At 57.7% G+C, this 24,340-nt stretch carries 22 protein-coding genes; 13 read left to right on the forward strand and 9 right to left on the reverse strand.

What is annotated here, in order from left to right:
- Positions 1-10: 10 nt before the first annotated feature.
- From ACODR6_RS11810 to ACODR6_RS11830, 5 genes are all read right to left on the reverse strand, one after another.
- Positions 11-592, reverse strand: a complete 582-nt coding sequence (locus ACODR6_RS11810) for a hypothetical protein (protein WP_203431423.1) — start codon at positions 590-592, stop codon at positions 11-13.
- A 641-nt stretch (positions 593-1,233) separates the two neighbouring features.
- Positions 1,234-1,680, reverse strand: coding sequence for a helix-turn-helix domain-containing protein (locus tag ACODR6_RS11815; RefSeq protein ID WP_489022553.1), 447 nt, complete (start codon positions 1,678-1,680; stop codon positions 1,234-1,236).
- 518 nt (positions 1,681-2,198) lie between these two features.
- Entirely contained in the window at positions 2,199-2,828 is a 630-nt protein-coding gene (locus ACODR6_RS11820; RefSeq protein WP_489022554.1) for an acyl-homoserine-lactone synthase, read from the reverse strand.
- Positions 2,829-2,906: 78 nt separating this feature from the next.
- A complete protein-coding gene (locus ACODR6_RS11825) occupies positions 2,907-3,635 on the reverse strand; it encodes a helix-turn-helix transcriptional regulator (RefSeq protein ID WP_489022555.1) in 729 nt (242 codons plus the stop codon).
- 122 nt (positions 3,636-3,757) lie between these two features.
- On the reverse strand, positions 3,758-4,648 hold the full coding sequence (locus ACODR6_RS11830) for a HEPN domain-containing protein (protein WP_489022556.1): 891 nt from the start codon (positions 4,646-4,648) through the stop codon (positions 3,758-3,760).
- 172 nt (positions 4,649-4,820) lie between these two features.
- Here ACODR6_RS11830 and ACODR6_RS11835 point away from each other — a divergent pair, with 172 nt between their 5' ends.
- Positions 4,821-5,852: a C45 family autoproteolytic acyltransferase/hydrolase gene (locus tag ACODR6_RS11835; protein ID WP_203431426.1), complete on the forward strand. Its 1,032-nt coding sequence runs from the start codon at positions 4,821-4,823 to the stop codon at positions 5,850-5,852.
- 6 nt (positions 5,853-5,858) lie between these two features.
- Here the strand turns inward: ACODR6_RS11835 and ACODR6_RS11840 are convergent, their stop codons facing one another.
- Entirely contained in the window at positions 5,859-7,022 is a 1,164-nt protein-coding gene (locus tag ACODR6_RS11840) for a hypothetical protein (protein WP_489022557.1), read from the reverse strand.
- A gap of 128 nt (positions 7,023-7,150) precedes the next feature.
- Between ACODR6_RS11840 and alr the strand changes: the two genes are divergently transcribed.
- The 3 genes from alr to ACODR6_RS11855 are packed head-to-tail and all read left to right on the forward strand — an operon-like array spanning position 7,151 to position 9,967.
- A complete protein-coding gene (alr, locus tag ACODR6_RS11845; RefSeq protein WP_203431427.1) occupies positions 7,151-8,233 on the forward strand; it encodes an alanine racemase in 1,083 nt (360 codons plus the stop codon).
- The gene (locus tag ACODR6_RS11850) at positions 8,230-9,111 is read left to right on the forward strand and encodes a DMT family transporter (protein WP_203431428.1); all 882 of its coding nucleotides are present in this window, start codon (positions 8,230-8,232) and stop codon (positions 9,109-9,111) included. Before alr ends, ACODR6_RS11850 begins: the two co-directional genes overlap by 4 nt.
- The gene (locus ACODR6_RS11855) at positions 9,089-9,967 is read left to right on the forward strand and encodes a TIGR01459 family HAD-type hydrolase (RefSeq protein ID WP_203431429.1); all 879 of its coding nucleotides are present in this window, start codon (positions 9,089-9,091) and stop codon (positions 9,965-9,967) included. The genes ACODR6_RS11850 and ACODR6_RS11855 overlap by 23 nt, the downstream gene beginning before the upstream one ends.
- On the opposite strand, the gene ACODR6_RS11860 is transcribed toward ACODR6_RS11855, so the two are convergent.
- Together ACODR6_RS11860 and ACODR6_RS11865 are read right to left on the reverse strand one after the other, a co-directional pair.
- Positions 9,923-10,741, reverse strand: coding sequence for an IclR family transcriptional regulator (locus ACODR6_RS11860; RefSeq protein WP_203431430.1), 819 nt, complete (start codon positions 10,739-10,741; stop codon positions 9,923-9,925). The genes ACODR6_RS11855 and ACODR6_RS11860 overlap by 45 nt on opposite strands.
- A gap of 61 nt (positions 10,742-10,802) precedes the next feature.
- On the reverse strand, positions 10,803-12,170 hold the full coding sequence (locus tag ACODR6_RS11865) for an MmgE/PrpD family protein (protein ID WP_489022558.1): 1,368 nt from the start codon (positions 12,168-12,170) through the stop codon (positions 10,803-10,805).
- A 106-nt stretch (positions 12,171-12,276) separates the two neighbouring features.
- Between ACODR6_RS11865 and ACODR6_RS11870 the strand changes: the two genes are divergently transcribed.
- From ACODR6_RS11870 to htpG, 9 genes are all read left to right on the forward strand, one after another.
- Positions 12,277-12,582, forward strand: a complete 306-nt coding sequence (locus ACODR6_RS11870) for a (2Fe-2S)-binding protein (RefSeq protein ID WP_203431431.1) — start codon at positions 12,277-12,279, stop codon at positions 12,580-12,582.
- Positions 12,582-13,952 (forward strand): FAD/NAD(P)-dependent oxidoreductase, encoded by a 1,371-nt coding sequence (locus tag ACODR6_RS11875; protein WP_203431432.1) that lies wholly within the window; start codon positions 12,582-12,584, stop codon positions 13,950-13,952. Before ACODR6_RS11870 ends, ACODR6_RS11875 begins: the two co-directional genes overlap by 1 nt.
- On the forward strand, positions 13,949-15,079 hold the full coding sequence (locus ACODR6_RS11880; protein WP_203431433.1) for an NAD(P)/FAD-dependent oxidoreductase: 1,131 nt from the start codon (positions 13,949-13,951) through the stop codon (positions 15,077-15,079). The genes ACODR6_RS11875 and ACODR6_RS11880 overlap by 4 nt, the downstream gene beginning before the upstream one ends.
- A 36-nt stretch (positions 15,080-15,115) precedes the next feature.
- Positions 15,116-15,997 carry a substrate-binding periplasmic protein gene (locus ACODR6_RS11885; protein ID WP_203431434.1) on the forward strand — a complete coding sequence of 294 codons (882 nt, stop codon included), beginning with the start codon at positions 15,116-15,118 and terminating at the stop codon, positions 15,995-15,997.
- A gap of 53 nt (positions 15,998-16,050) precedes the next feature.
- Positions 16,051-16,830, forward strand: coding sequence for an amino acid ABC transporter ATP-binding protein (locus ACODR6_RS11890; protein ID WP_203431435.1), 780 nt, complete (start codon positions 16,051-16,053; stop codon positions 16,828-16,830).
- Positions 16,823-17,473 (forward strand): amino acid ABC transporter permease, encoded by a 651-nt coding sequence (locus ACODR6_RS11895; protein ID WP_203431436.1) that lies wholly within the window; start codon positions 16,823-16,825, stop codon positions 17,471-17,473. The genes ACODR6_RS11890 and ACODR6_RS11895 overlap by 8 nt, the downstream gene beginning before the upstream one ends.
- Positions 17,473-18,201: an amino acid ABC transporter permease gene (locus tag ACODR6_RS11900; RefSeq protein ID WP_246777719.1), complete on the forward strand. Its 729-nt coding sequence runs from the start codon at positions 17,473-17,475 to the stop codon at positions 18,199-18,201. Before ACODR6_RS11895 ends, ACODR6_RS11900 begins: the two co-directional genes overlap by 1 nt.
- Positions 18,202-18,224: 23 nt before the next feature.
- Positions 18,225-19,931, forward strand: a complete 1,707-nt coding sequence (locus ACODR6_RS11905; protein WP_203431438.1) for a dihydroxyacetone kinase family protein — start codon at positions 18,225-18,227, stop codon at positions 19,929-19,931.
- Between the two features lie 369 nt (positions 19,932-20,300).
- Entirely contained in the window at positions 20,301-22,187 is a 1,887-nt protein-coding gene (gene htpG / locus ACODR6_RS11910; protein ID WP_203431605.1) for a molecular chaperone HtpG, read from the forward strand.
- Positions 22,188-23,314: 1,127 nt separating this feature from the next.
- Here the strand turns inward: htpG and ACODR6_RS11915 are convergent.
- On the reverse strand, positions 23,315-24,274 hold the full coding sequence (locus ACODR6_RS11915) for a DUF5655 domain-containing protein (protein ID WP_203431439.1): 960 nt from the start codon (positions 24,272-24,274) through the stop codon (positions 23,315-23,317).
- Positions 24,275-24,340 lie beyond the last annotated feature (66 nt).

Genomic DNA, 24,340 nt, shown 5'->3' on the forward strand with positions numbered 1-24,340 from the left:
ACGGAACCGCCTACTCCAGATCCAAGACATGCTTGATCATCGTCTTAAGCCAACCCACCGTCGCTGGCCGGCTGATGTTCGACGCCGCGCGGGCGCTTAGTCCCGGATAAAATATTTCCGTGAGACCCGACGGGTGAGCGTTGACTCGCAGGGCTTCTGCCTTCCGAACCACGACCGTCCTGTTAAGATCAGCTCCGTAGCCGTCCGTCAGTCTCCCTATCAGGTCGTTTTCATCTCTGTGCGAACCCTGGCGCGGTCTCAGGGCGGACATACAGGCTGTGTGTATCCAGAAATCGGGTGGGGCGCCCGATACCTTCAGTAGATCGTCGAGCAGCCGTGTCAGCGTCGCGCTATCGATACGGACACGCGACTCATATAACGCAGGTGGATGATGTGAAATAAATCCGAAACGAACATCGAGGTTACGAATATCTTGTAGCATCGCGACGAAATCAGCATCGATGTCGCCGAGTGTCTGGTCTTCGAATTGTGGCCTGTGCCTCAAGAGGATGTCGTCACGCTCAAAAATGACCAAGCCAGTTGAACCCACTCGCCTGCGGATGCAATGCACATCGAATACGTTAGAATCCATAGCTGCTCTCAAAGTTGACATAGCTTCCCCTGTGCGCTTCAAATTGCGGTGTGTGTCCGTTCAGAATGAGCGCTGAGCTTCTGCCTCCAGTGGTCGCGCGGCGCTGGAATTTGCTATGTGGTGATACGATGCTTGTCGCCGTTGAGTTTGGGGAGGCAAATCATGGCGAAAATGAAACTGCGCTTCTACTCGGTCGTTAGCCTGATCCTTCGGCCCCATGTCTGTCAGTTGATACTCTTGATCAAATAGGCAACGAGGACTTCGTGTCTCGAGACCAGTTCGTGCGGCTCGCCCTGATCTACTGTATGCTCTTACACGCCAGACCGTCGGCAACCGGTGGCGGTTTCCGACGTTAGCCCGTGCGCATCGGTATGGTGGGGAGAAGATTATTTGCGCTTAAAAAGGAGCCGCGCGTGTCCGGCTTATTGCCGGAGATGGACCAATTGGAGATTACCAAGCGAACGCGCATCTGCGAGTTGCTCGGCATCTTTACGCGCGTGGGCATCTCGAACAACGATCACTTCCGCTCTGGAGAGTTGAGCGGCTACACCGGCATGCTGGAACGCAGGGTTGCCCGCGTCGTTCAACCACCGGATGCTCCCTTGGCGCGACGTTTGTCAGCCCGCCTCGATGAGGCGCGGTCAAAGATCAGCCGATGTAAATGTTGCTATAAGCGTTATGAACTTCGAGCGCATTTTTTTGGGCGCAACCATGAAAGCATCGACCAGGCGCTGGCCTTCGTTCGTAGCCACAAACTCCTCGCGGGCCCGAGCCTTTTCGGTAAGCTCGCGATATTGTGTTCGCGATCGTTCTGAGAGCTCCTCGAAGAAGAACGCGATAGGAACGTCAAGAACATGAGCGATTTCGTATATTGCTGCTGCGCTTACGCGGTTAGCGCCTCGCTCGTATTTCTGTACCTGCTGAAACGAAACGCCTATGGCGGCTCCGAGCGCTGTCTGCGAGATATGGAGTTGCAGGCGACGCTTCTTAATGCGCTTGCCGACGGCGACGTCGATTAAATTATCGCCGCTCGTCTCATCGCTGACGCTGTCTTGGTTTGATGCTTTCCGGTAGGTGGTCTTCTGCATCTTGATCGTGCTCCCGCAAGCCAGCGCGGGCTGGCAACCAGAAGCCGGGGAATTCGAAACCGCCGACAGGGCGGCCTCATGGTCTTCGGTGCGAGCACCTCTTTTATACACCACAAGTTCCCCGACCAATGAGGTCGCGAAAGTCATACACTCATCAAAATGAGCAACTGTCGGAATGGGGTTTCGACGCCCCAAGGCACGAGATCGCCTAGGTTGCATTATATCTGTCGTATTTTGTTTGCAAAGAGCTTTAAGACGGTGTCTTAACATTTTTGATCGACGAACGAGCCTGACGCATCAGCTATCGGTGGTCATCGACGACCTGGTCTCAAGTTCAACCATACGCAACAGATAGCGTACGAAGATCAGTTCGTCGCTAGGAGGAAATCGAAGGCAGATTTCCTCAATGATAAGCAGTAACTTGGAAACTTCCTCATGAGCCGTTTGCATGGCGAAGAGGTGGGCCTCCGCCGGATCCAGCGCAGACTTCTTGCGGCGAGGCACCGGCCTCGCTCCGATTACGCTGCCGCCGGCGGTTCGATCCGCCTCGCCGTAATCGACGGACCCCACTCAAGCAATGACCTGCTTATATTGTGTCTGTGCCGGTGCTGAAAAAGCAAGTTCATGGAAAGGGCGGATGATACAGCCTCAATCCTGTCCCCGTTTGACAATGCGAGAGAGCATAGCTTCCGCACCGGGTAACCTCTTCGACGCATCATTCTAATAATCGGGTGATAAGTGAGAAAGATGACTGTCTCTGCCCCAAGCTCCACGAGACACTCAAGTACTCCGGTCATCAAAAGGTCGGAGGCGCGATAGCCGTGGATATCTGGAACATCAACTGCAACGGCGCAACGGCTCCATTCGTAGATCGATTTGCCCGCAGGTGTGGCGACACCCGATCGTTGGCAGAAGTCTCGTGTGAGATGGGGGAGTGTTGTGGGGAGTAGTCTCGAATAGCCAAGGACCTCTCCATTGTTGACCAAAATTGCGTGAATGGTCTGAGAGGTATCGAACTCGTCGCGCTCCCTGTGGTCCGGGCGCCGAAGCTCTTCCCAACCTATATCGGCCACGAAACGCTGGTGTCGGAACGACCACACCAACTCCATGAGCGCAGGGTCATCAGCTTCACGAATTATCTTCAGCATTTGCGTCGTTCTCCACGAGTATTGGAAAATGATGCAACCTGGGATATGGAAAATCTATTCGTAAAATGTCGTATTTTTTTACCTCTGAAGACCTCGGCGAAACGCTTCGGCGACGAGCTGGGCTCTGTTATGAACCCCCAACTTCAGCTGCAGGTTACGGATGTGTGCCTGGACCGTCCGCGGAGATCGACCTGTAATTTGCGCTATTTCTCGATCTGTCTTTCCCTCTGAGCACCAGGTTAGACAGAGACTTTCGGTCTTGGTGACATAAGGTTCTGCCTCCAGAGAGTCGTCGGAGCCCCGGGCGTCAAGAAGATGTCCGTGTGCGCGCGTTGCAACAATCTCTAGCAACGCAATTTCCGCGGACGTCAGTTTGATGCGGCGTCCCCCTAGCGAAAAGATCCCCGCCATTCCGCTTCTCGAAAATAGGGGGATGGTTAGACCATCGATGAGACCGTAATCTTTGGCCTCGTCCATGACTCGCCGCGCTTTGGCTGGAAGTGTGTGCGTCTGCAGCGATTGTGACCACAACACGGAGCGACCCGTGCGGCGTAGGACTCTGACAACAGGATCGATATGGAAATAATTAAGCTTCAGATAACGCGCGAACCACCCCGGCGGCCAATGATCCCAGATAAAGTACGGATCGAGCCGCTCATGTGGCAGGGGCACAAATGCCGCCGCAAAGAAGTCGATTCCAAGCCGGCCCGTCACGCCAAGCAGAGCGTTCATGAGACGCCCCTGGTCCGGCTGGCCCTCACAGGCCTCCAGAAATTCGCCTAACACGCTTAAAGTGAACATGTCCATAGAGTCATCGCCTTTGGCTGCGTCACATCGCCCCTTAGCTAACACTACTCAGAGTTTATAGTCGGCGCGTATTCTGCGCAGGCGTATTTTGGTACACAAATGCGTGAAATGAGCAGCTGATATTATTGTAACCGCTCCAAGCAAATTGCCCTGACAATCGTTTGCAAAAGCGTCACGTGATGGACCACCCAAGCTAGTTCCTCTTCGGATATTGCATACTTCGCGGAGTATCGCGCTTCTACATAGGCTCGATCGATATTGTTGAAACAGCGTCGACTAAATTTTGTATCCCGAGGCCATGCGGTTACCAGGCGCTGATCAACTCGCTCGGCGTGAGACCGTAAAACGGAAAGTCGATGCGACTTGGGGCTGTACAGCGTGACGACCTGAAGGACACAATGGTATAGCCGTTCAGTCACTTGGTGGAGATCGAATGCCGCCTCTTTATGATACCCGCGCATGATCGCTTCTTTTGCTAACTCGAAGCGATGAAGCGCACCGGGATACCACTGATCGAAGTTGCGTTGAGCTTCTTCCCTGGCCTCGTCGGCGGTGAGCTGACGCGGTGAAACAAGAGGATGGCCTGGGACCTCATAAAGTGAGATGCCATCACGCGCGATATCAATGAAGAATGGTCGGCCCCGTGCGAGCTGGTCGTTTAGTTCATGTAGACTGTGTACGATGAAGTTGACCGGAGTTTCCAGCTGCCTCGTAATCGTCAATTCACGAACGAACCGCTCGGACGCGGTTTCCCAATAGCCTGACGTTTCCGCGACTGCGTGGGAATTGACGACGACGAGCAAATCATAATCCGAGCGATATCCGCTCTTGCGGTCCTCAACCCAACCGCCCCGGGCGTATGAGCCGAACAGAATGATCTTCAAAATTTTTGCGTTCTTGAATTCGTCCTTCAACTTCGAGCGACGGGCCTCTTCGAATTCCTCGAAGAGAATTCGTGCCACTTCGGCCAGTTCCTCCTGCTTGCGCTGAGGCAGATGATCAATTCCTTCCATCGGTCCTTCCCGTCGCCGCCTGCGTATTTCTTGCCGACCACTCTGGCACATAAGCCTTTTGGAAGTCGACGTGACGCTGTGCTCAACTTTCGTACAATCCACACGAGTAGCTACTAGATCAAGCGGAATATCCACATTATGGATGCTCTGCACAGTAAATTTCGGATCTGGCATGGCTCCTAAAGAAATACCCTTCATCGTCCTGCATGGGACACCGGCTGAACGAGGACGCCAGCATGGTGCGGCGTTGCGCGCGTGCATTTTAACGTCGCTGACCTCGTTGCGGAATTCCTTCAGCGACAAGCAATGGGATTCGGGTCGCACCCGTTCGGCCGCTTGCCTTCAAAAACTTGAGGCACTGGCGCCCTCCATCGTCGCCGAGCTTCGCGGCATTGCAGACGCTACAAATCTACACGTACACGATGTTTTGCTGCTTTCCGCCTTCGAATTCCTTGGCGGGCATACGCGTGGCTGTACATCGGCAGCCCTGTCGCGTCCGGCGGGAGCTGTGGTCGCGCAAAACTGGGACGCTCCAGCAAGCACAGATCAACATCTTGTCGTCTTTGTCCACGAGGGAGCAGACGAGCGGTTCATATGTATTGCGTCTGCCGGCACCCTCGGCTGGGTTGGCATGAATGGTCATGGTCTGGCTTTCGTGAACAACGATCTCATCCTGGATGAGGCGGAAAATGGCCTGCCGAGCTTGGTCATCCGTAGGCTCATGCTCGCAGAACGCAATGTCGATGCTGCAAACTCCGTTTTGCGATCCCACAAACATCTATCAGGAAGATGCTTCACGCTTGGAGATGCGCAGGGGCGGCTGCGTCTTGTAGAGGTCGGACCTTCCTCGGGGGTCACTGATCGAGCGCTACGGTTTGCTGTGCATACGAATCACCCGATTTTTGCCAAGCCTGCAATGTGGGAAGACATCGAAGCAGTGGCACGTGTTTACCCATCCAGCCGCTCCCGGCTGCGTGCCGCCCGAGCGCATTCCTTGAACAGCGTGGACGACATACACTCCCTATTGTGTGACCGCTCCGACGCGCCAGACGCGATTTCAAAGTCACCCTCACGCCGCGAGCCAACGGGAACAGCTTTTTCAGTCATCTTCGATTGCGGACGTCGGGAGGCTCTGATTGCCACAGGTCGTCCCGACTTGTCGTCATACCGGCGGATTTCACTCCTCCAACATGCCAGTGTCTAGTCCCGGTCAAGGTGTGCGGAAGTCTTGCAGACCATTGTCGCGCGCGAACTGGGAGAAATGAGCAGCAAGTTCTTCGGCTCGTGCTTCGCATTCTTCAGGTCGATAGGATTGGAGATCATAACCCAGCACGTCGCGCAGGACGCCGGCGGACGTGTCGGTGAACCGCACCGTCCCATCATCATCGACGCTCTCGATGCCATCGAACCGCTGGCTCTCCCTGTTCACCGAAATCGCCTGGTCGAGTGACAGCTTGGCAGGAAGATCCACCAGCAACCCGTGTTGGGAGACTCTGACGGGATAACCACCCACGAGGCCGATCGGGCCTGGTGCGTGGACGACGTCACCGGTACCTCGCGCTATCGCCAGCAGCATGGCCGTCGCAGACGACGCCGTCACAGATTGACCAGCAAGACCCTTGACGCGCCGGAACCGACCGGCCACCAGCGAGAACAGTTTCGCATGATCAACGTCTTGGTGCGGGACTTCCAGACCATTGGCATAGATCGTCAGATGATAGGGCGCGCCGTCCGTTCCGCCGGTGCTGGGCATTCTGTAGCTGACATAATGGTGGGCGAAGAAGCGGACATCTATGGACGAAGGGGGCATCGATAGCATGTGAGCGGCTGCAAGTCGGACGCCCGGCACGGCGTTGGCGATGTTCCCTATTCCCACAGCCGGCGCCAGTCCCTCCGCAGCAAGCGAGGCATTCACGACATCGGGATAGGACGCGTTGACAACGACGGCAGGTGAGTTGGCGAGCCGCACGGCCTTCATGAGACGCCGAATAAGAACTTGATGCATAGGCGTCCAGATGCCGCCGCGCGCCTCGTCTATACGCTTGAAGGCGTCGCCCGGAAGTTTTGTTATAACCCACCAGCTGTGAAGCGTGGTGGCATTGAAGATGATGTCAGGGGCTATTTGCGTCAGCCTTTCTGCCGTCGCCTCCACGTTCATCAAATTCATCGGGACAATTTCAACTGCCGGGCAAAACCCGAGGTTCATGGCGGTGTAGCGCGCCAGGTTGACCCGATGAAGCACCATCTCGGAATTGCGACCTGCTACGATGACGTCGAGATCCATGCCGCTCTGCAGCAGGAAATCAAGAACGTCGCCACCGAGCACGCCATGGCCGATGATCAAGATTCTTTTCGCACGCGTGGGTTTTTTCATAACTATCTCCTCACTCGTAAAAAGTCTAACAACCGCACGAGCAATTGCTGATTGCATCATGCATGAAGGCGTTGTAGATTGCAATCGAAACGTGTTTAAGAATTTGGGTGCTAGTTGGAGTAGAGAAGGTGCCGACTGACCAGCCCGTGCTTTCCATCGATTTGAGAGCGGTTCAGGAGAACTATCGAACAGTGGAAAAGATGGTCGGCAGATCCGTCTCGGTCAGCGCCGTCGTCAAGAGCGATGCGTATGGACTTGGTTCAACCCAACTCTCAGCGGCGTTGCATGAGGCTGGCTGCACAAGCTTCTTCGTAGCCGATGTTCACGAAGCGCAATGTGTACGTAGAATGCTGGATGACGCCGATATTATCGTCCTGTCAGGCATTAGCTCAGGTGAGCGCGACGTCTATCGCAGCGGTAAATTCACTGCCGTCTGTCATTCGCTTGCGCAGGTCGCGATCGCTGCTGCTGCTCGCATCCCCTTCGCTCTGAATCTTGACACTGGTTTCGGCCGGCTTGGCCTGCGTCTCGGCGAGGCACAGTCGCTGGCGCACTCAGCACCGGCAACGCCTGTCCTGATGATGAGTCATCTTGCGTGTGCCGATGAACCGTCAAACCCACAGAACGTCCTGCAGCTCAACCGCTTCGTCACATTGACTTCAATCCTCGGCTTAACGGCACCGCGCAGCCTGGCTGCATCATCCGGCTTATCGCTTGAAGCATCCTACCGCTTCGATCGGGTGCGCGTCGGATCCGCGCTCTACGGCCTCCACAACCCTGCCCTCGGTCCCAACCCGTTTCTACCCGTAGTCCGTCTTAGCGCCCGTCTTCTCGCCGTAATCCAGGTCCCACGCGGAGAGGGGATCGGCTATATGGGAACGTTTCGAACAGACCGCAGAACCCGCCTTGGAGTCGTCGGAATTGGCTATAAGCACGGGTTGGCGTGGTCGGCTCATAACCGGTTTTGCGCCGAGTTGGGCGGCTATGCTGTACCCCTCGTGGGACGCATCTCGATGGAACATTGCGCAATCGACCTTACGGAGCTTCCGGCTTCGCTCCTGCGTGCCGGCGCCCGGGTCGATTTCATCAGCTCAACCCATCATGCCGAAGAGATCGCGCATGCCGCGGGGACGGTCGCCCAAGAGATTCTTGTTCGGGCAGGGGCATCCTGTCGGCGCAGTTACATCGGTACGAAGGGTTCGCTCCAATGAACCGTCGACGATCAGCGCAGGCGCAGGTCCTGCTTGCGGCAACGTTTTTCAGCACGGCCGGCGTGTTCGTTGGATTGATCAAAACCGATCTGTGGTCGATCATCTTTTGGCGCAGCCTGTTTTCTCTCGCTTTTACGAGCGCGCTGATGATCCTAGCGCCGACGAGACATTTGACCAAGCCGGATCGTTCCAGTCTTCTTGCCGTTTTTTTCTCAGCAAGCGGTATGCTCGTCTTCGTAGCTGCGCTTAGACTCACATCGGTTGCGAACGTCGCTGTCATCTACGGAACTCTGCCTCTCATGACAGCGATGATCGCCTGGTTGATCGTCGGAGAACGAATTTCGCGCTCAACAGCGTTTTTGTGCTTGCAGGCGGCGTTTGGAGCTCTGGTTATATTTTGGGGCTCAACCTCTTCAGGGTTAGGGCTCGCTGGTGACGGCCTGGCTCTGTCGATGACCGTCCTCATGGCGCTGATGACGATAGCGATGCGAAATGCCCGGTCCTCGGCGTTAGTGATCGTCGCCTCATCAAATGGCCTCGCTGCCCTAGTCGGTGCCGTTTGTTCGCCATCGCTGGCAGTCGACATCGGCGAACTCGGCATGCTTGCCGGCTTTGCCCTGGTGCAGATGACGCTCGGACTTCTCTGCTATACGGCAGGCTCGCGGCTGCTGCCGCCAGCCGAGACCGCTCTTCTGACCCTCGCCGAGATGCCAATGTCGGCTTTTTGGGTCTGGGCTGCGTTCGGCGACAGCCCCCCGCCGCTGACTCTTGTCGGAGCAGCGGTCATTCTGACGGCCGTTATAATAAAATTGAATGCACCAGAAACACGACGATCTTCCAACGAGGTTGAAGTCAATGGCGATACCCCCGGCCGCTGAACACGCGTCTGTCAGAGAGCTTGCGCGGTTCTACCGGGGATTCATTATCGATATCTTCGGCGTCCTGCATGACGGGGTCGTGCTTAACCCAGCCGTTCTGACGACACTGACGGCGCTGCGCGCGCAGGGCGCGCGGGTCTGCCTTCTATCGAACTCGCCGAGACGGGCGGCAAGCATCACCTTGCGTCTCTCCGACATGGGCCTCTATCAAAATCTTTACGATGGCTTGGTCTCGTCTGGTGAGCTTGTTTATGCAGCTATGTCGGGAGCGGTGCATCTCGATGGCATGCCAGCCGGTGGGCGATATCTACATGCTGGGCCGCCGGAGCTTTGCGGGCTGCTTGAGGGCTTGCCGCATCAACCGGCCAGCTCGCCGGCCGAGGCCGATTTCATCCTGGCGACCGGGGACGTCGCGCACGATGCGGCCTGGATTTCGATTGCGTTGGCGCGCAACTTGCCGATGATCTGCGCCAACCCCGATCTCGACGTCATCATTGCCGGACGCCGCGTTGCTTGCGCAGGCTCCCTCGCCAGGCGCTACGAAGGGCAGGGCGGTCACGTCCACCGCGTCGGCAAGCCGGGTGTGGAAGCCTTCGTTGCTGCGCTACAGGTTCTGGACCTGCCGCGAGCACAGGTCATCATGATCGGCGATAGCCTGGCGACAGACATCGCGGGCGCCAACAGCGCCGGTTTGGCATCCGCCCTGGTGCTATCGGGGGTCCATCGAGATCAAATCGACCTCCACCGATCGGCAGCGAGGAATGAGCTGCATGACCTCTTCGAAGCTCACGCCGCTGCACCGGATTACCTCCTAGAGCAGTTTTCCTGGGATCAGGGATTCCAACCCATCGCTTAGCGGGTTGAGTTGCGTTTCGATGTCACGAACTTCCTTGGTGAGAAGTGAGACCAGCTCGGGCAAGCGCCCCGGCGTCAGTCGAGCGCTTGTCAGGTTGAGAGCAATCGACGCGATGGCGTCGCGCCCCGGCGGCAAGATCGGAACGGCGACCGATGAGATTCCTGCAACAAGCTCTCCTTCATCCAGGGCGTATCCATTTGCGCGGATCTGTTCCAATGTTTCCCTAATCTTGCGCGCCGTAAAGCCGCCGAATTTCTTATAGAGTGGTGTGTTGGCGCTGATGACAACGTCTATTTCCGCAGCAGGTAGATAAGCCAAAATCGCTTGGCTGGCCGGTCCAATGCCCATCGGGATCTGACCGCCGACATGTCCGGTCAGGCTGTCAATCACATAGCTGCCCTGCTGGCGGTCTACACAAACCGTTGTGAGGCCAGCGCGTGCCATCAGGAAGACGGAATCGCTCGTCGTAGCGGCCAGTCGCAACAAGGCTGGCCGAGCCAGCTGTCGAAGCCCGGTACCGTCGGCAGCCTTGGCACCCAAGGCGAACAATGCGAGTCCCAACCGGTATTTCTTCGTCTCTTGCTCACGGTCAACAAGCCCATGGCGTTCAAGCGCAGTTACGATCCGGTGGACTGTGGGCTGCTTGAGCTCCAGCTCGTCACCGATCGCTGCCATCGATGTTCCACCTTGGCCAGCCTCGCCAAGGTATTTCAGGATGGCGACCGCTCTATCAAGAAGTTGTGTACCGGTTGCGGCGGTCTCGTCCTTCGCCATGCCTATCCCCTGGATTAATCGCCAGGAGACTCCTTATACATCTAGCCGCCGTTGTAAACGCCTAGCCAGGGCCACCAAGCGCTGCAAACAACGCCGAGGGATGCTGATGTATGCCCAAGCCGCTCACAGTACGGCTGATTGATAGCGCGGTCTCATCTTCGAGATTGAGGGACAGCCTTTCGAATTTGTGCTGTAGTTCGCTGGCAGTCAGGGGATTTTGCGGTTCGCCCCTTGGAAAGCGGATCTCAATCGACTGGACAATATTGCCGGCACTGATCGTCACGCGCGCTGGCGTTGAGGCGGGAAACGCGCTTGCATAGCCACTGCCACTGGAAAGCTTTATACGCTTGGCGAGCGTCGTCACTCTGGTATCCGCCAAGAATTTGTTGTCCATCGGAAGAAGAGCGCTTGCCCCGTGCACCAGCGCCAAGGCGACGCAGAAGGGGATGCTGTATTGCGCCGCTTCGGGGGATTGCGGTTCAGCTTGGTTAGGAAGACTTAGGGCGCGCTCGAATGTTTCGATTTCGAGGTGCTCGATTGCGTCGTGCGAGATGCCTGTGCTTTCTTGTAGGGCGAGAGCTCCATCGATTGCTGCATGCGCCCACCGGCAACAACTGTAGAGCTTGAAATAGGCGCCTTCGATGGCCCAGTTGCGGCCGAAATCATCAAGAAGGCGTTTGCGCGAATAAGCAGAAGGGTCATCCAGCGCATCAAGAGGGCCGCGATGTCCTGCCTTGGCAAGCGATATCGCCGCAACACCATTGGCGGTCGCCCAAGGGATGCCCTCCTTGACCGTGTGCCCATAAACCGTCCAGCCGGTGGCTGCTTGCGAGGTTGCCGTTTGTGCAGCGATAGCCATGCCGTGTGCAACAATCATCGGCGCCTGCCCCGTCAGCCATCCGACCGCCGCGGCGACGCCCGGCCCGCACCATAAACCGGTATCGGTGGTGCGCAGGGCGCTTATGTCGCGCGCTGCCGAGATTCGCACTGCAACTTCATATCCCAGTGCGATGGCGGTCAGGAGACTGTCAGCGCTGCAAGCGTGACGCTCGGCCGCAGCCAGGACGGCCGGTACGATTGCTGCGGCCGGATGGCCCGAGGCTTGCCGATGCCCGTCGTCGAGATCAAGCGCTGCAGCGTAGGTCGCATTGACGAAGGCTGCGCCGGCCGGCGTCAGCCTGCTTTTCGAAAACCACACCACTCTATCGCCACATCCGAATATCTCGCGAGCCGATCGTGCAGAGGCCTGACCAGCATCGGTTCCAGCACCTGCTGCGGCCACGCCCAATGTGTCGAGCAAGGTGCGCCTGACTGCCGAATGGGTTCGCTCCGGTGCCCGTCCAACGTCACTGCAGCATACCGCGAGGCCTGTGATGGCCGGGACAGTCTGTGACCCTGCACGCATACTCTCCCAGGTGGTATTGAACATTCAAACATCCCTCCATTGAACTTGAGCAATCGGATTCAAACCGTCATTGACATCCATAATGTGGATGTGTAGCGTGTCAATATCAAACTCGGGAGGGGTTGGAGAAATGCTCGATAAAGACCTAAGCAAGAGCAGAAGGTTGGCGGTCGCCCATGACGAGATCATCGGGATCACCGTCGACGAGATTTCGTACCAGGCGCGACTGGGAGAGACCGTCTTGACTACGTTGCGGATGGCGACCGGTCATGTACGCTGGTTTGAGTTTTCCCCGGAAAAACGAGCAGGTTTTTGTCTAATGAGCGCCTGCCAGGATTGCTGGCTGTGGCATCAGGATGGACGACGGCTGCGGGCCTGCACGACGCGTGCAGAAGACGGCATGACGCTTGTGACCCTTCCCCCGGAGCATTGCTGATGAGCACGACGGCAGTGATCATCGGAGCTGGCCCCGCCGGCATGGCAGCCGCCGAGATCTTGGTACATGCCGGCCTGCATCCCACTATCCTAGACGAGGGGGACCAGCCAGGCGGCCAGATTTTCCGAAAGCCTCAAGCCCAGCTTCAGCGGCCACTTGAGAAGCTCTATGGCTTCGATGCAGCGCGAGCCAGACGCGTTAACGCGACTTTTGCCAGTCTGCGCTCAAAGATCGACTACCGGCCTGGGACGCAGGTGTGGGCGGCCGGGAATGAAATCCTTCATCTCATTGATGACAGCGGCTCAAGCGTTCAGGCATGGACGCATCTGATCGTCGCGCCTGGGGCGATGGACAGGATTGCACCCGTCAGAGGTTGGACAGCAGCAGGCCTCTACAGTCTGGGCGGTGCTCAAATCGCCTTGAAAGCTGAGGCCGCCGTCATCGGCCGTCGTGTCATTTTCGCGGGTTCAGGCCCATTGCTCTATCTCGTCGCCTACCAATATGCCGAGGCCGGTGTCGATGTCGCAGCCGTCCTGGAAACGGGGCACCCGTTCGCACAGATCGCCAGATTGCCGGCGTTGCTTTCCGGCGGCCGCCTCTTCGCCAGGGGCCTGTTCTACATGGCTGCACTGCGAAAGCGAGGCATCCCGATCCTGACAGGCGTGAGGCTGCAGGAAGTCATTCGCGATTCTGACGACCGCGTTACCGCGCTGTCATTCCGGCATCGCGGCATGGAACAGGTCGAAAGCTGCGATGCCGTGGCGCTCGGTCACGGACTGAGGTCCGAAACGCAGCTTGCCGACCTCCTGGATATCGAATTCAGCTTCGACGCGGTCCAACGGCAGTGGCTGCCGAAAACCGATCAGGATGGACGCTCAACCGCTTCCAATATTTATTTAGCGGGTGACGGACTGTCCGTTCGCGGCAGCGAAATCGCCGAGGCCAGCGGCCGTCTCGCCGCTTCGGCATTGCTTCACGACATTGGCCTGCCCGCACCCTCGAAGGTTGAGCGGGATCGCCGTACAATGAGGAGCGCAGCCCGTTTCAGAGAAGCGCTCGAACACGCGTTCGCTTACCCCCACGAGGAGGTGGCAGCTCTTCCAGATGACGTCGTCGTTTGTCGCTGCGAAGGACTGTCAGCCGGAGCGATCCGCCAAACGGTCGAACGGTGCGGCGAAGCCGACATCAACAGAGTAAAGGCGTTTTGCCGGGTTGGAATGGGACGCTGCCAAGGTCGCCTGTGCGGCGCGGCGGCCGCGGAGATTGTAGCGGCTGCCTCGGGCACCACCATTGAATCGGTTGGACGAATGCGGGGTCAGGCGCCGATCAAGCCGATCCCGCTGGCCGAGCTCGTACGGAGCCGGCCATGAGCGCTACGTTCGACATCGCGATCATCGGCGGCGGTCTGGCCGGCTGCTCGACGGCATTGCACGCCCGTCTCAAAGGAGCCTCGGTCATCCTGTTCGAGCGTGGGCGCTGCGGCGGCCAGGCAAGCGGCGTGAATTATGGTGGTGTGCGTCAACAGGGCCGGCATCCGGCAGAACTCAGCTTGTCGCGGCGAAGCCGGACGATCTGGGGAAGCCTGCAGCAGTTGATCGGCACTGACTGCGAGTTCGCGGCCACTGGTCACCTCAAACTAGCTCGCACTGATGTCGATATGGAAGACCTCATCGCGCACCAGGCATTGCTTGGAGAACATGGAATTCACGCCGACATTCTGGAAGCTCGGGATCTCACCCGTCGTTTTCCTTACCTGTCCGGAAGGTACGCTGGAGGCTCCTACTGCGGCGAGGATGGCCAGGCCAATCCCCGGCTTGTCGCACCAGCTTTTGCCAAAGCGGCTCGGGCCCTGGGCGTCGTAATCAGAGAAAACTGCAAGATTGCCGTGGCCGAGCGAGCGGAAAGTGGTTTCGTCATACGACCGGCGGACGGTAGTCCTGCAATCTCCGTGCGCCGTCTCATTAATACCGCGGGCGCATGGGGCGCCGAGGTTGCCGCCATGTTCGGGGACCTTGTGAAGGAAACAGTGATGGCTCCTAACATGTGTGTCACTGAACCTATTCCACCGTTGATCGGACCGAACCTCGGGATCTGCGGTGGCAGCATCTACATTCGCCAGGCAGCCCACGGCAGCGTGATTTTCGGCGCTGGGCTCGGCGTCGCCGACGCACAGGCTCTGCGCGCGCGACCATTGGCAGAGGTCACCCTCGAAGCGGCTGCTGCTGCTGTCGAAATGGTCCCACATCTCAGAAACGTCCTACTGCTGCGCAGTTGGACGGGGATCGAGGGCCGAATGCCCGATGGCCTGCCAGTTCTCGGGGCAAGCCCCACTGTTGAAGGCCTTTTTCATGCCTTCGGATTTTCCGGTCACGGCTTTCAGCTTGGACCTGCGGTTGGCGCGGTGCTCGCCGAACTCAGTCTCGACGGTGACACGCGGACATCGATATCGGGTCTCGCGATGGATCGCTTCGCGCCCTTCGCGGTGCCTGCGCCTTGAAACTGACCATCACAACAAACACGAAAGGGAACAGATATGCATCGCATCAGACATCAACTGCTGGCCGGCATTCTCGCTTGGACGGCTGGCCTCGTGCCCGCAGTGACGAATGCAGCGGACCAGAAATATCATCTCGTCGAACCGAACACTCTCTCTGTTGCCATCACTGGTGACATGCCAGGCCTCGTCGCCCGCAACGGCAAGCTGACGGGGTACGACGGCGACATCCTTCAGGAGGCCGCAGAAAAGCTCGGGCTGACTATCAAACCGGTGCCAATGGAATGGTCAGGCGCTATCGCTGCTGTACAGACTGGCCGTGTCGATATCATCGGAGGCAACGTCGCCTGGACCAAGCAGCGTGCCGAGACGTTGTCGATGAGTGACCCGACAGGCTATTTTCAAAACGGGATTACATCAAAGCGGGAATCGGGCTGGCACACCCTTAAAGACCTGGAAAATCGAAAGGTCGGGTCGATGACCGGATTTTCTTTCCTTCCGGAGTTGCACAAAATTCCCGGCTTGGAGCTCTCCCTTTACGACAGCACGGACGCTGCACTGCGCGACCTCCTGGCCGGCCGGATCGATGCATTGGTGGGCGACCCGCCCGTCATCGACTACGCGATTTCGAAAAACCCGGATTGGGACCTCGTCAATCTCGCCTTCACAGACAACAGTCCCGACTTTCCGCTTCTCACCAATCTCGGCCGACAATACGTGTTTGGTCTCTCGAAAGAGAACGCCGATCTCTCCGCTGATCTAAGCGCACAGATCCGAGCGCTATGGACATCGTGTGAGGTGAAGAAAATCGGCGCACGTTACGGCAACACCAGCCAGGCCAACTTCACACCCGGCAGCGACAACTTTCGCGCCGGTGTCGATCGCCCTGCTGACTGGACGCCACCAACCTGCATGAAGTGACACCATAGCGGCCGGGCAACCGGCCGCCACCTCCATCGAGAGCGAGGCCGAAAATGTCAAACGATATTCTTCTTGAAGTCGAAAACCTGAGCAAATCCTTCGGAAGCCTCAAGGTCCTCGACAGCGTTTCCTTCAGCTTGCGCCGCGGGGAGCGTCTCGCCCTGATCGGCCCGAGCGGCTCGGGCAAGTCGACATGCCTACGTGCGATAAACTATCTCGAACCGCCCAGCGAAGGCGAGATCCGTCTCGACGGGAAAGTCATCGGCCGACGCAGTGACGGCAAACAGATGAGCGATCGTGAGATGGCACCGCAGCGTGCCGAATTTGGCATGGTCTTCCAGCATTTCCATCTGTGGCCGCATCTGACCGTCCGAGACAATGTCGCCCTGCAGCCGCGCAAAGTTCGTGGTCTGAACGATGCTGATGCGAACAAGCTTGCGCTGACGCTGCTCTCCAAGGTTCATCTCGCCCATAAAGCCGATGAAGCGCCTCAACGCCTGTCCGGAGGCCAGCAACAACGCGTGGCGATAGCGCGCGCGCTTGCCCAACAGCCGAAGGTCCTTCTTTTCGATGAGCCGACCTCTGCGCTCGATCCCGAACTAGTCGGTGAGGTCCTCAACGTCATCAAGGAGCTGGCGGCAGAGGGCCGGGCGATGGTCCTCGTAACCCACGAGATTGCATTCGCGCGCGAAGTGGCGGACCGCATCATCTTTATGGACGGCGGCAGGATCATCGAGGAAGGAGATGCGAACACAGTTCTCGATCATCCGACCTCTCCGCGCCTGAGACAATTCCTCGCCAGCTTGACGCTTGGGGAAAACGCTCATGGGTGAGACATTTCCAGCCCTGCTCAGTCAGGCTCTACTGGCTGGAGCTTTGGTGACCGTCAAGGTTGCTGCTGGCTCGTTAGCCATCGCGATGGCCCTTGGTCTGGCACTCGCAGCGATTCTTTTCCTGACGCGTAACCGGTTCGCGCACGGATTGATCCGGCTCTACGTCGAAGCGCTTCGTAACGTCCCGAGCCTGACGTTCCTGTTCCTCCTCTATTTCGGCTTGGCTGCGGTCGGCGTCAAATTGTCGTCGACGGCGGCGGCGCTCGCTGGCCTGGGGCTGATCGGCGGAGCCGTCTGTGTCGACATCTTTCGCTCAGGCTTCCGCTCTGTTCCCGACGGCCAGTGCGAAGCCGCTGCCTCTGTAGGTTTGTCTCCGGTGATGGCCTTTCGGTTGATCGTCCTGCCCCAGGGGCTGCGGCTGGCACTGCCATCGATCGGCAATTACGCGATATCCTTGATCAAGGACACATCACTGGTCGCCGCTATCGCCGCGCCCGAGGTGATGTTCAACGCCCGCCAACTCGTGAATGAGACATTCCAAACCGCCCTCATTTATGGCTGTGCGGCTGTCGTCTACCTCGTTTTGACGACCGCCGTGGCGCAGACGGTCCTGCTGGTCGAGAGATGCCTGGAGTTACGTTGATGTTTCTGGATACTATAGCCGACAATCTAACGGATTGGGGTCCAAGACTTCTAGCCGGACTACGGCTGACCCTCATTCTCACACTCGCCGGGTTTAGCGCGGCTTTTGTTCTTGGCCTGGCCGTCGAATACTTCCGATCTCGTCCCCATGGCCCTATCCGCATCATTGCCAACCTCTACATCACTGTAGCCCGCGGCGTGCCGATCCTTGTCATCCTGTATCTTTTGTATTTTGCTCTCCCGGGTGTCGGTATCATACTTCCGTCATTTGTCGGTGGTGCCACCGGACTGGCGCTTGTCTACGCTGCATATTTGGCGGAGGTGTTCAGGGCGGGGCTAGGTGCGATACCGCCGGGACACCGAGAAGCGGCCGTCGCGAGTGGCTTAACCCCGATCCAGACTTTCAGGCTCATACTCCTGCCGCAGGCCATCAAACACACCATCTCGCCGCTGCTTGTCAACCTGGTTTCGCTCTTGAAGGACAGTTCGATATGTGCCCTCATCGCGGTGCCCGAGCTAACGCTGGCGTCTCGGGAACTCATGGCGGAAAGCTTCTTGCCCCTGCATGTGTTCGCCCTCACGGCAGCGCTCTACTTCGCACTGGCGTGGCCGGCGTCTGTCCTCGCCCGGTATGTTGAAGAGCGCCTGCACGCGCCTGGCGAGCGACTTCCCGCAGCTGCAGCAAACTTCACGAGCAACAGCGCGCGTTCTGGCGTTTCGCAGGCTTAGAACTACATAACCCTGGAGTTTTCATGAAAAAACTTATCAATCATCCCGACAGCGTGGTCAGGGAAATGTTGGAGGGCACCGTTCTTCTCAGCGCCGCTGCCAGCCTTCTCAGTGATGAAAACGTTGTTGTCGAAGCCGACCTGCCGGCTCCCTCGCAACGCAAAGTCGCCGTGATCTCAGGCGGCGGGAGCGGGCATGAACCTGCCCATGCAGGCTATGTCGGCGCTGGAATGCTGACCGCAGCAATCGCTGGCGACGTCTTTACGTCTCCGAGCGCTGATGCCGTTCTTGCTGGTATTCGAGCGGCAAGTGGCCCCGCTGGTGCCCTGTTGATAATCAAGAGTTACACCGGGGATCGACTGAATTTCGGCCTGGCTGCCGAAATGGCCCGAGCGGAAGGATATCCTGTCGAGATCGTTGTCGTTGCGGACGATGTTGCGCTTCGGGAAACCGTTTCAGCAGATCGGCGCCGCGGCATCGCAGGTACTATTCTGGTGCATAAGATAGCGGGCGCAGCGGCCGCGAAGGGGCTGTCTCTTGAAGAGGTGGCGGCCATCGCCAGGGAGGCGGCTGCGTCTGTCGGAAGTATGGGTGTGTCCCTTGGTCCATGCACACTTCCATCTGTAGGCAGACCAAATTTCGAACTTGGCGTCGACGAAATCGAAATCGGTCTTGGTATCCATGGTGAGCACGGCATCCGCAAAATGCAGCTTGTTCCGGCCGATGATCTTGTAGAGATGATCCTCGACGCTCTCCTCGCAGATGGAAGGATGAAGAAAGGCGATCGCATCGCCCTCCTCGTCAACGGCCTCGGCGCAACTCCACCTCTTGAACTTGCGATCTTGGCGCGCTCGGCACTGCACCGTCTGTCACGTGAAGGCGTTGAGGTCGTTCGGGCCTGGGCCGGTACCTTTCTATCGGCGCTCGACATGCCGGGGTTCTCTCTGTCTGTTTTGCCGGTATCGTCAAATCACTTAGAGCTTCTCGACCAACCGACGACAGCACTCGCCTGGCCGGGCGGTGGCGTGATTGGCGGAAAAACATTAACGGCCAACCCTGCGCCCCACGCGGCGCCTGCAGAGGAAGACGCGGTCTCCATTGGCGAGAGTGGGGAGAAGTTGCGGCACCTCTTTGAGCGCGCAGCCAAGGCTCTCATTCTTGCAGAGGGCGAGCTAGCGCGTCTTGATGGTATCTCGGGAGACGGCGACCTCGGTGCCAGTATGCGGCGAGGCGCGGAAGTGCTTCTCTCGCTTCCTGAGGCCGCATTTGTCACGCCGGGTAACGCTCTCATAATGGCTGGAGATCGGATCAGGAGGGCGATTGCTGGAAGCTCTGGACCGTTCTACGCAACTGCATTCCTGCGAGCGGGACGCCGGCTATCCGAGCACCCGTCTCCCTCCGCCAGTGACATAGCCGCCGCGTTTTCGGATGCGGTTCAAGCGATCATGGACCTAGGTGGCGCAAAGCCGGGCGATCGTACGATGATTGATGCTTTGGAGCCAGCCGCCCGCGCGTTACACGATGCAATCGCCGGTGGGAAGCCGCCTGAGATCGCCTTGCGGGACGCAATCAATGCAGCGAGAAAGGGGACTGAGATGACGAGCTCGATGCATCCAAAACTAGGCCGAGCCAGCTACCTAGGCACGCGAGCGATTGGAAGCCCGGACGCCGGTGCGGCCGCCGTGACCGTGTGGCTCAGTGCTCTCGATCATGATGCTCGCCCAGAGTAAAGCCAGGCTGCGGGCACCGGCTCGCGGCCATAACCAAAACCACTTATTTTGGCGGCACTAATCGAAGATTAAACATGAGGTAGAAACGTCGCGATGTGAGCTCCTCGACTGCAGCGGTACACCAAGAAAAGGTTTCTGAATCGGCCGCTAGACCGATAGTGAGCTGACAGTCATGCTCCGCATCGCCGATTTTTTCTCGCACAACACGTTGGTGTGAGCTCCCCGGCCCGTACTGACGTTTGAAGCCGACAGCAACCTGCATAAGCCTACATGCTCCAGGAAGCGCCATATGTATCGTCGTGCGAGGGCTTGAAAATTCTCATCGAAAAATCCATCTCACGCGCGGATTATTTGCAGTGGGGATTGCCGATGACAACAACACAGAGACAGCCAGTACAGCATGCATTCGAAGCCGACGTCAGCCGACTGTTGCACATGATGGTGCATTCGGTCTACTCGGATAAAGATGTCTTTCTCAGAGAGCTGATTTCCAACGCAGCCGATGCTTGCGAAAAACTCCGTTATGAGGCGATCGCCCGGCCGGAACTCGCAGGCAGCGGATGGAACCCTCAGATTCTGGTGACGCTCGACGAAGAGGCGCCCCTCCTCGTCGTCGAGGACAACGGAATTGGCATGAGCCATGACGATCTGATCGACGCGCTCGGTACGATCGCTCGATCAGGCACAAGGGCTTTCATGGAGCGTATCGAGGCCGCAAAGGGCGGCGAGAGAGCTGAGCTGATCGGCCAGTTCGGCGTCGGCTTCTATTCATCCTTCATGGTCGCAGGCAAGGTCGACGTGATCTCCCGGCTGGCCGGAAGCGAGGATGCCTGGAAGTGGTCTTCAGATGGCAAGGGAAGCTACGACGTGGTGGCTATCGATCTCGCAGATGCTCCGACTAGAGGAACTCGCGTCGTCCTGCATCTTTTGGAGGACGCCAAGAAGTACACGACCAAGTGGGCCGTGGAAAAGATCATTCGCGATCAGTCCGGGCATGTGCCCGTGCCGATCAAGCTGATCGAGAAGCTCGGCGCCGAGCCGACTCAAATTACAGACGGCGCCGCACTCTGGACGAAGCCGAAGGGCGAGGTTTCGAAACAGGATTATGACGATTTCTATCATAATGTCTCCGGTCAGTACGACGAGCCATTGACCAACGTTCACTTTCACGCCGAGGGTCGCCACGAATACACGACGCTCGCGTTCATTCCTGGTTCTCAGCCCTTCGATCTGTTTGATCCGGACCGACAGGGTCGTATGAAGCTCTACGTTAAGCGCGTCTTCATCACCGACGACGCCGAATTGCTACCGCGCTATCTGAGATTCGTACGCGGTGTCGTCGATACGCCGGACCTGCCGCTGAACATCTCGCGCGAGATGATCCAGGAGAGCCCGGTTCTTTCGTCGATCCGTAAGGGTGTAGCCAGCCGTATACTTTCGGCGCTCGAAAAGATGGCGGAAGGGCAACCCGAAACCTTTACGAAATTCTGGGATCTGTTCGGCACGATCGTCAAGGAAGGCATCTACGAGGATTACGAACGCCGAGAACAGCTACTGAAACTGGCGCGATTCCGCACGACCGCGTCCAACGAAGCGATCCGGACCCTTGCCGAGTACGTTGGCGCGATGAAGGAAGGGCAGTCGGCAATCTATTATATAACCGGCTCCAGTATCGAACAACTCAACTCTTCTCCGCATCTCGAAGGTTTCCGCGCCAAAGGCATTGAAGTTCTTCTGCTCACGGACCAGGTCGACAGCTTCTGGCCGACCAATGCTCGTGACTTCGATGGAAAGCCGTTCAGATCAGTTAGGCAGGGTCAATCCGATCTAGATGCGATACCGAGTAATATGGATTCCGATGACAAGAAGCCTTCGATATCATCGGATGTGACCGCGTTCATCGAGTTCGCTCGTGGAGTGCTTGGCGAGGAAGTGGCCGACGTGCGTGTTTCTCAACGGCTAACCGAAAGTTCGGTTTGCTTGGTCGCGCCGGATGATGGGCTGGACCGACAGTTGGAAAAGATACTTCAGGGGGCCGGGCGGCTGCAGGCCGCGTCGAAACCGATTCTCGAGATAAACGCGCAGAGTGAACTTGTGCAGAATATTGCCTCAGTCGCTGATCACGCGTTCCGAGAGGACGCCGTTCGCCTCTTACTGGATGAGGCCCGAATTCTCGATGGTGACAAACCCGTAGATCCCCGCGCTTTCGCCGGTCGGCAGGCGCGTCTATTCAGCCGGGCAATCAGCCAGCGCTGATCATCGGGCGTGATTATAGAGGTGCCCCGCATCGACGAACAGCTAGAGCGGGACCTTGATGCGATACCAGCGTCCTCACATCGCCTTGGTGATGCACAATGACTGGCTGCTGCGCTCAGTAGTGGCGTCTTGAATAGAAAAACGAGAGCGTTGCACACCTATAGGGCAACGCTCTCGGAACTTAAGGGGCCCGTCGGGCGGTACAACGCTGGCACAGTGCTGAGGTTCTTGGCTCGCGAAAGCCTCTAGTAACTTGCGTTGTTGGGCCCTGAAATCAACTACTATCGATAACCGGTCATTATCGATGGTTAGGATGTCCCCGGGAAATTCGCAGGCATGACGGAAGTGAGTGACGATTTTGCTTCTGTTTAATTGCGTGTTAATTATACTTTCAATAAGTTGCCACGTCGGCCGCATCCGCGGAAGAACGCCAAAAATGGCGCCGCGACGGACAGCTCGTTGATCGTCGATAAGCTGCAGACGTCGAGGAGGAAGACTAGTCAGCAGTGATATCGTTTCGCGGGGTATAGAGCAAATTTCTTGAAGGAGTAGGCTCAAGGACGGGGCGAGAACGCAGCGCTGCGATGACGCGAACTCCCCGCAGTGACGCCAACCGCGTCCGGTTGGTTCGCCGATGCAGGCAAGGGCCGGGACAGATCGGCTGGAGCCGCGCTGGTTCGTCTGCTGTCGAGCCCATTCAGTCTGCCGCTTCGGACCGGTGGCAAGACACGCCGATCGTACCGAAGGCACGATCGCAAAAGCGTTTTAAGCCGATACGATAAATGCCAGCCTTCGAGAAGGTCGGGCAGACGGCCGACGATGTCCTCGCGCTCATCGCTAACGGCCCGACCTGTGGTTACGCCGATAAAGTCGAAGGCTGTGAAGATCGCTCGCCGGACGTTCGCTTCGCGCAGAGGCCGCCCAACGATTGTTGAAGATCGCGCCAAAATCCGATCGGCCTTGCTGATCCAGGAAAAAACCCTCGCTGTGGAGGATTACCGTCACATTCGCTGCAGCCTCAATCGGAGGAAATCGATGCGTCCGGTCATGCCCGCCGCGGGTAGAGATCCGGCCACGGTTTAACGTTGATATGCGCTAGCCGCTCGACGACGGAGGTGACGGGATGCTTATCCCCCTTCGTAAGCCTGTCGGAGGAGGGATTGCGCTCTCTCGAAATCCGCCATCGATTTGACCGTCACCTGCAGATCGCCGGTGCCGAAATGCCCGACGTTACGAACATCACGGGTGAAGCCCTCTTCCAGGTCCATTACTCCGGGGTTCAACTTGAGGAAAAGTGTCACCGTTCGCGCCTGCGGATAGATTTCCATGCACACGAAATTTTTCAGCCGCTTAAATGCGGTGTAGAGCTTGAGTTCCTTGACCTGAACGTCGTCCCCAAGGCCAATAAGGAACTGGTAGACCACGTCGTATATGTCGCGCAGATCCGACGGTGACTGAGAGAGCCGGTAGCTCATCCGTTGGCTCAGATAGGGGTCGTTATCCTGGCTAATCTCGGCAGGTTGATTCGCACCGCTAACAGGTTTCGGCTCCGTCGACATCTTAGTGGCACCAAGACGTGCTGTCTTGGGCGCGTGAACAAGTTCCATCATCAGGAGATTTTCACCGAAACGGCGATAACGAATGAGCTCGATGTTGCGTACGATCTGCTTAACGGCATGTTCGTCATATCGGGTGAAATCACCGGCGATGCAGAGCAACCGAGGCGCGGTCCAGTCCACTGTCTTCGCGGCCCCGGGCCCGAGGCGTTCCATCACAAGCCATTGGAACTCCTTTCGATGATCGAGCAGCCAGTCGAGGTAGAAGAGGCCCTGGTTGATTACATTCTCGTTTACTGAGCGCTTGTACTCGATAATGACTGGCGAGTTATCCTCATCTAGACCGAGCGTATCGATCCTACCGCCATGCACCGGACCAGTTGAATGCTCACTGGCCAGAAAGCGGATCCCGAGCAGCGCTTCCAGATTTGCCTCGAACAGGTTTTGAAGCGACTTCTCGACCTGCACGGCCGCTCCGGCGAGTTCTGTCACCTGGTGCCCATCGAAATGAAACAGCTTTATATCGCTCAATACTAACTCCGAATAGGCTCATAAATTGCATAGAAAGTTTTATTCGCCCGTTCGGCGTTGTCCAGA

It is taken from the genome of Rhizobium sp. FG96, from assembly GCF_057808655.1.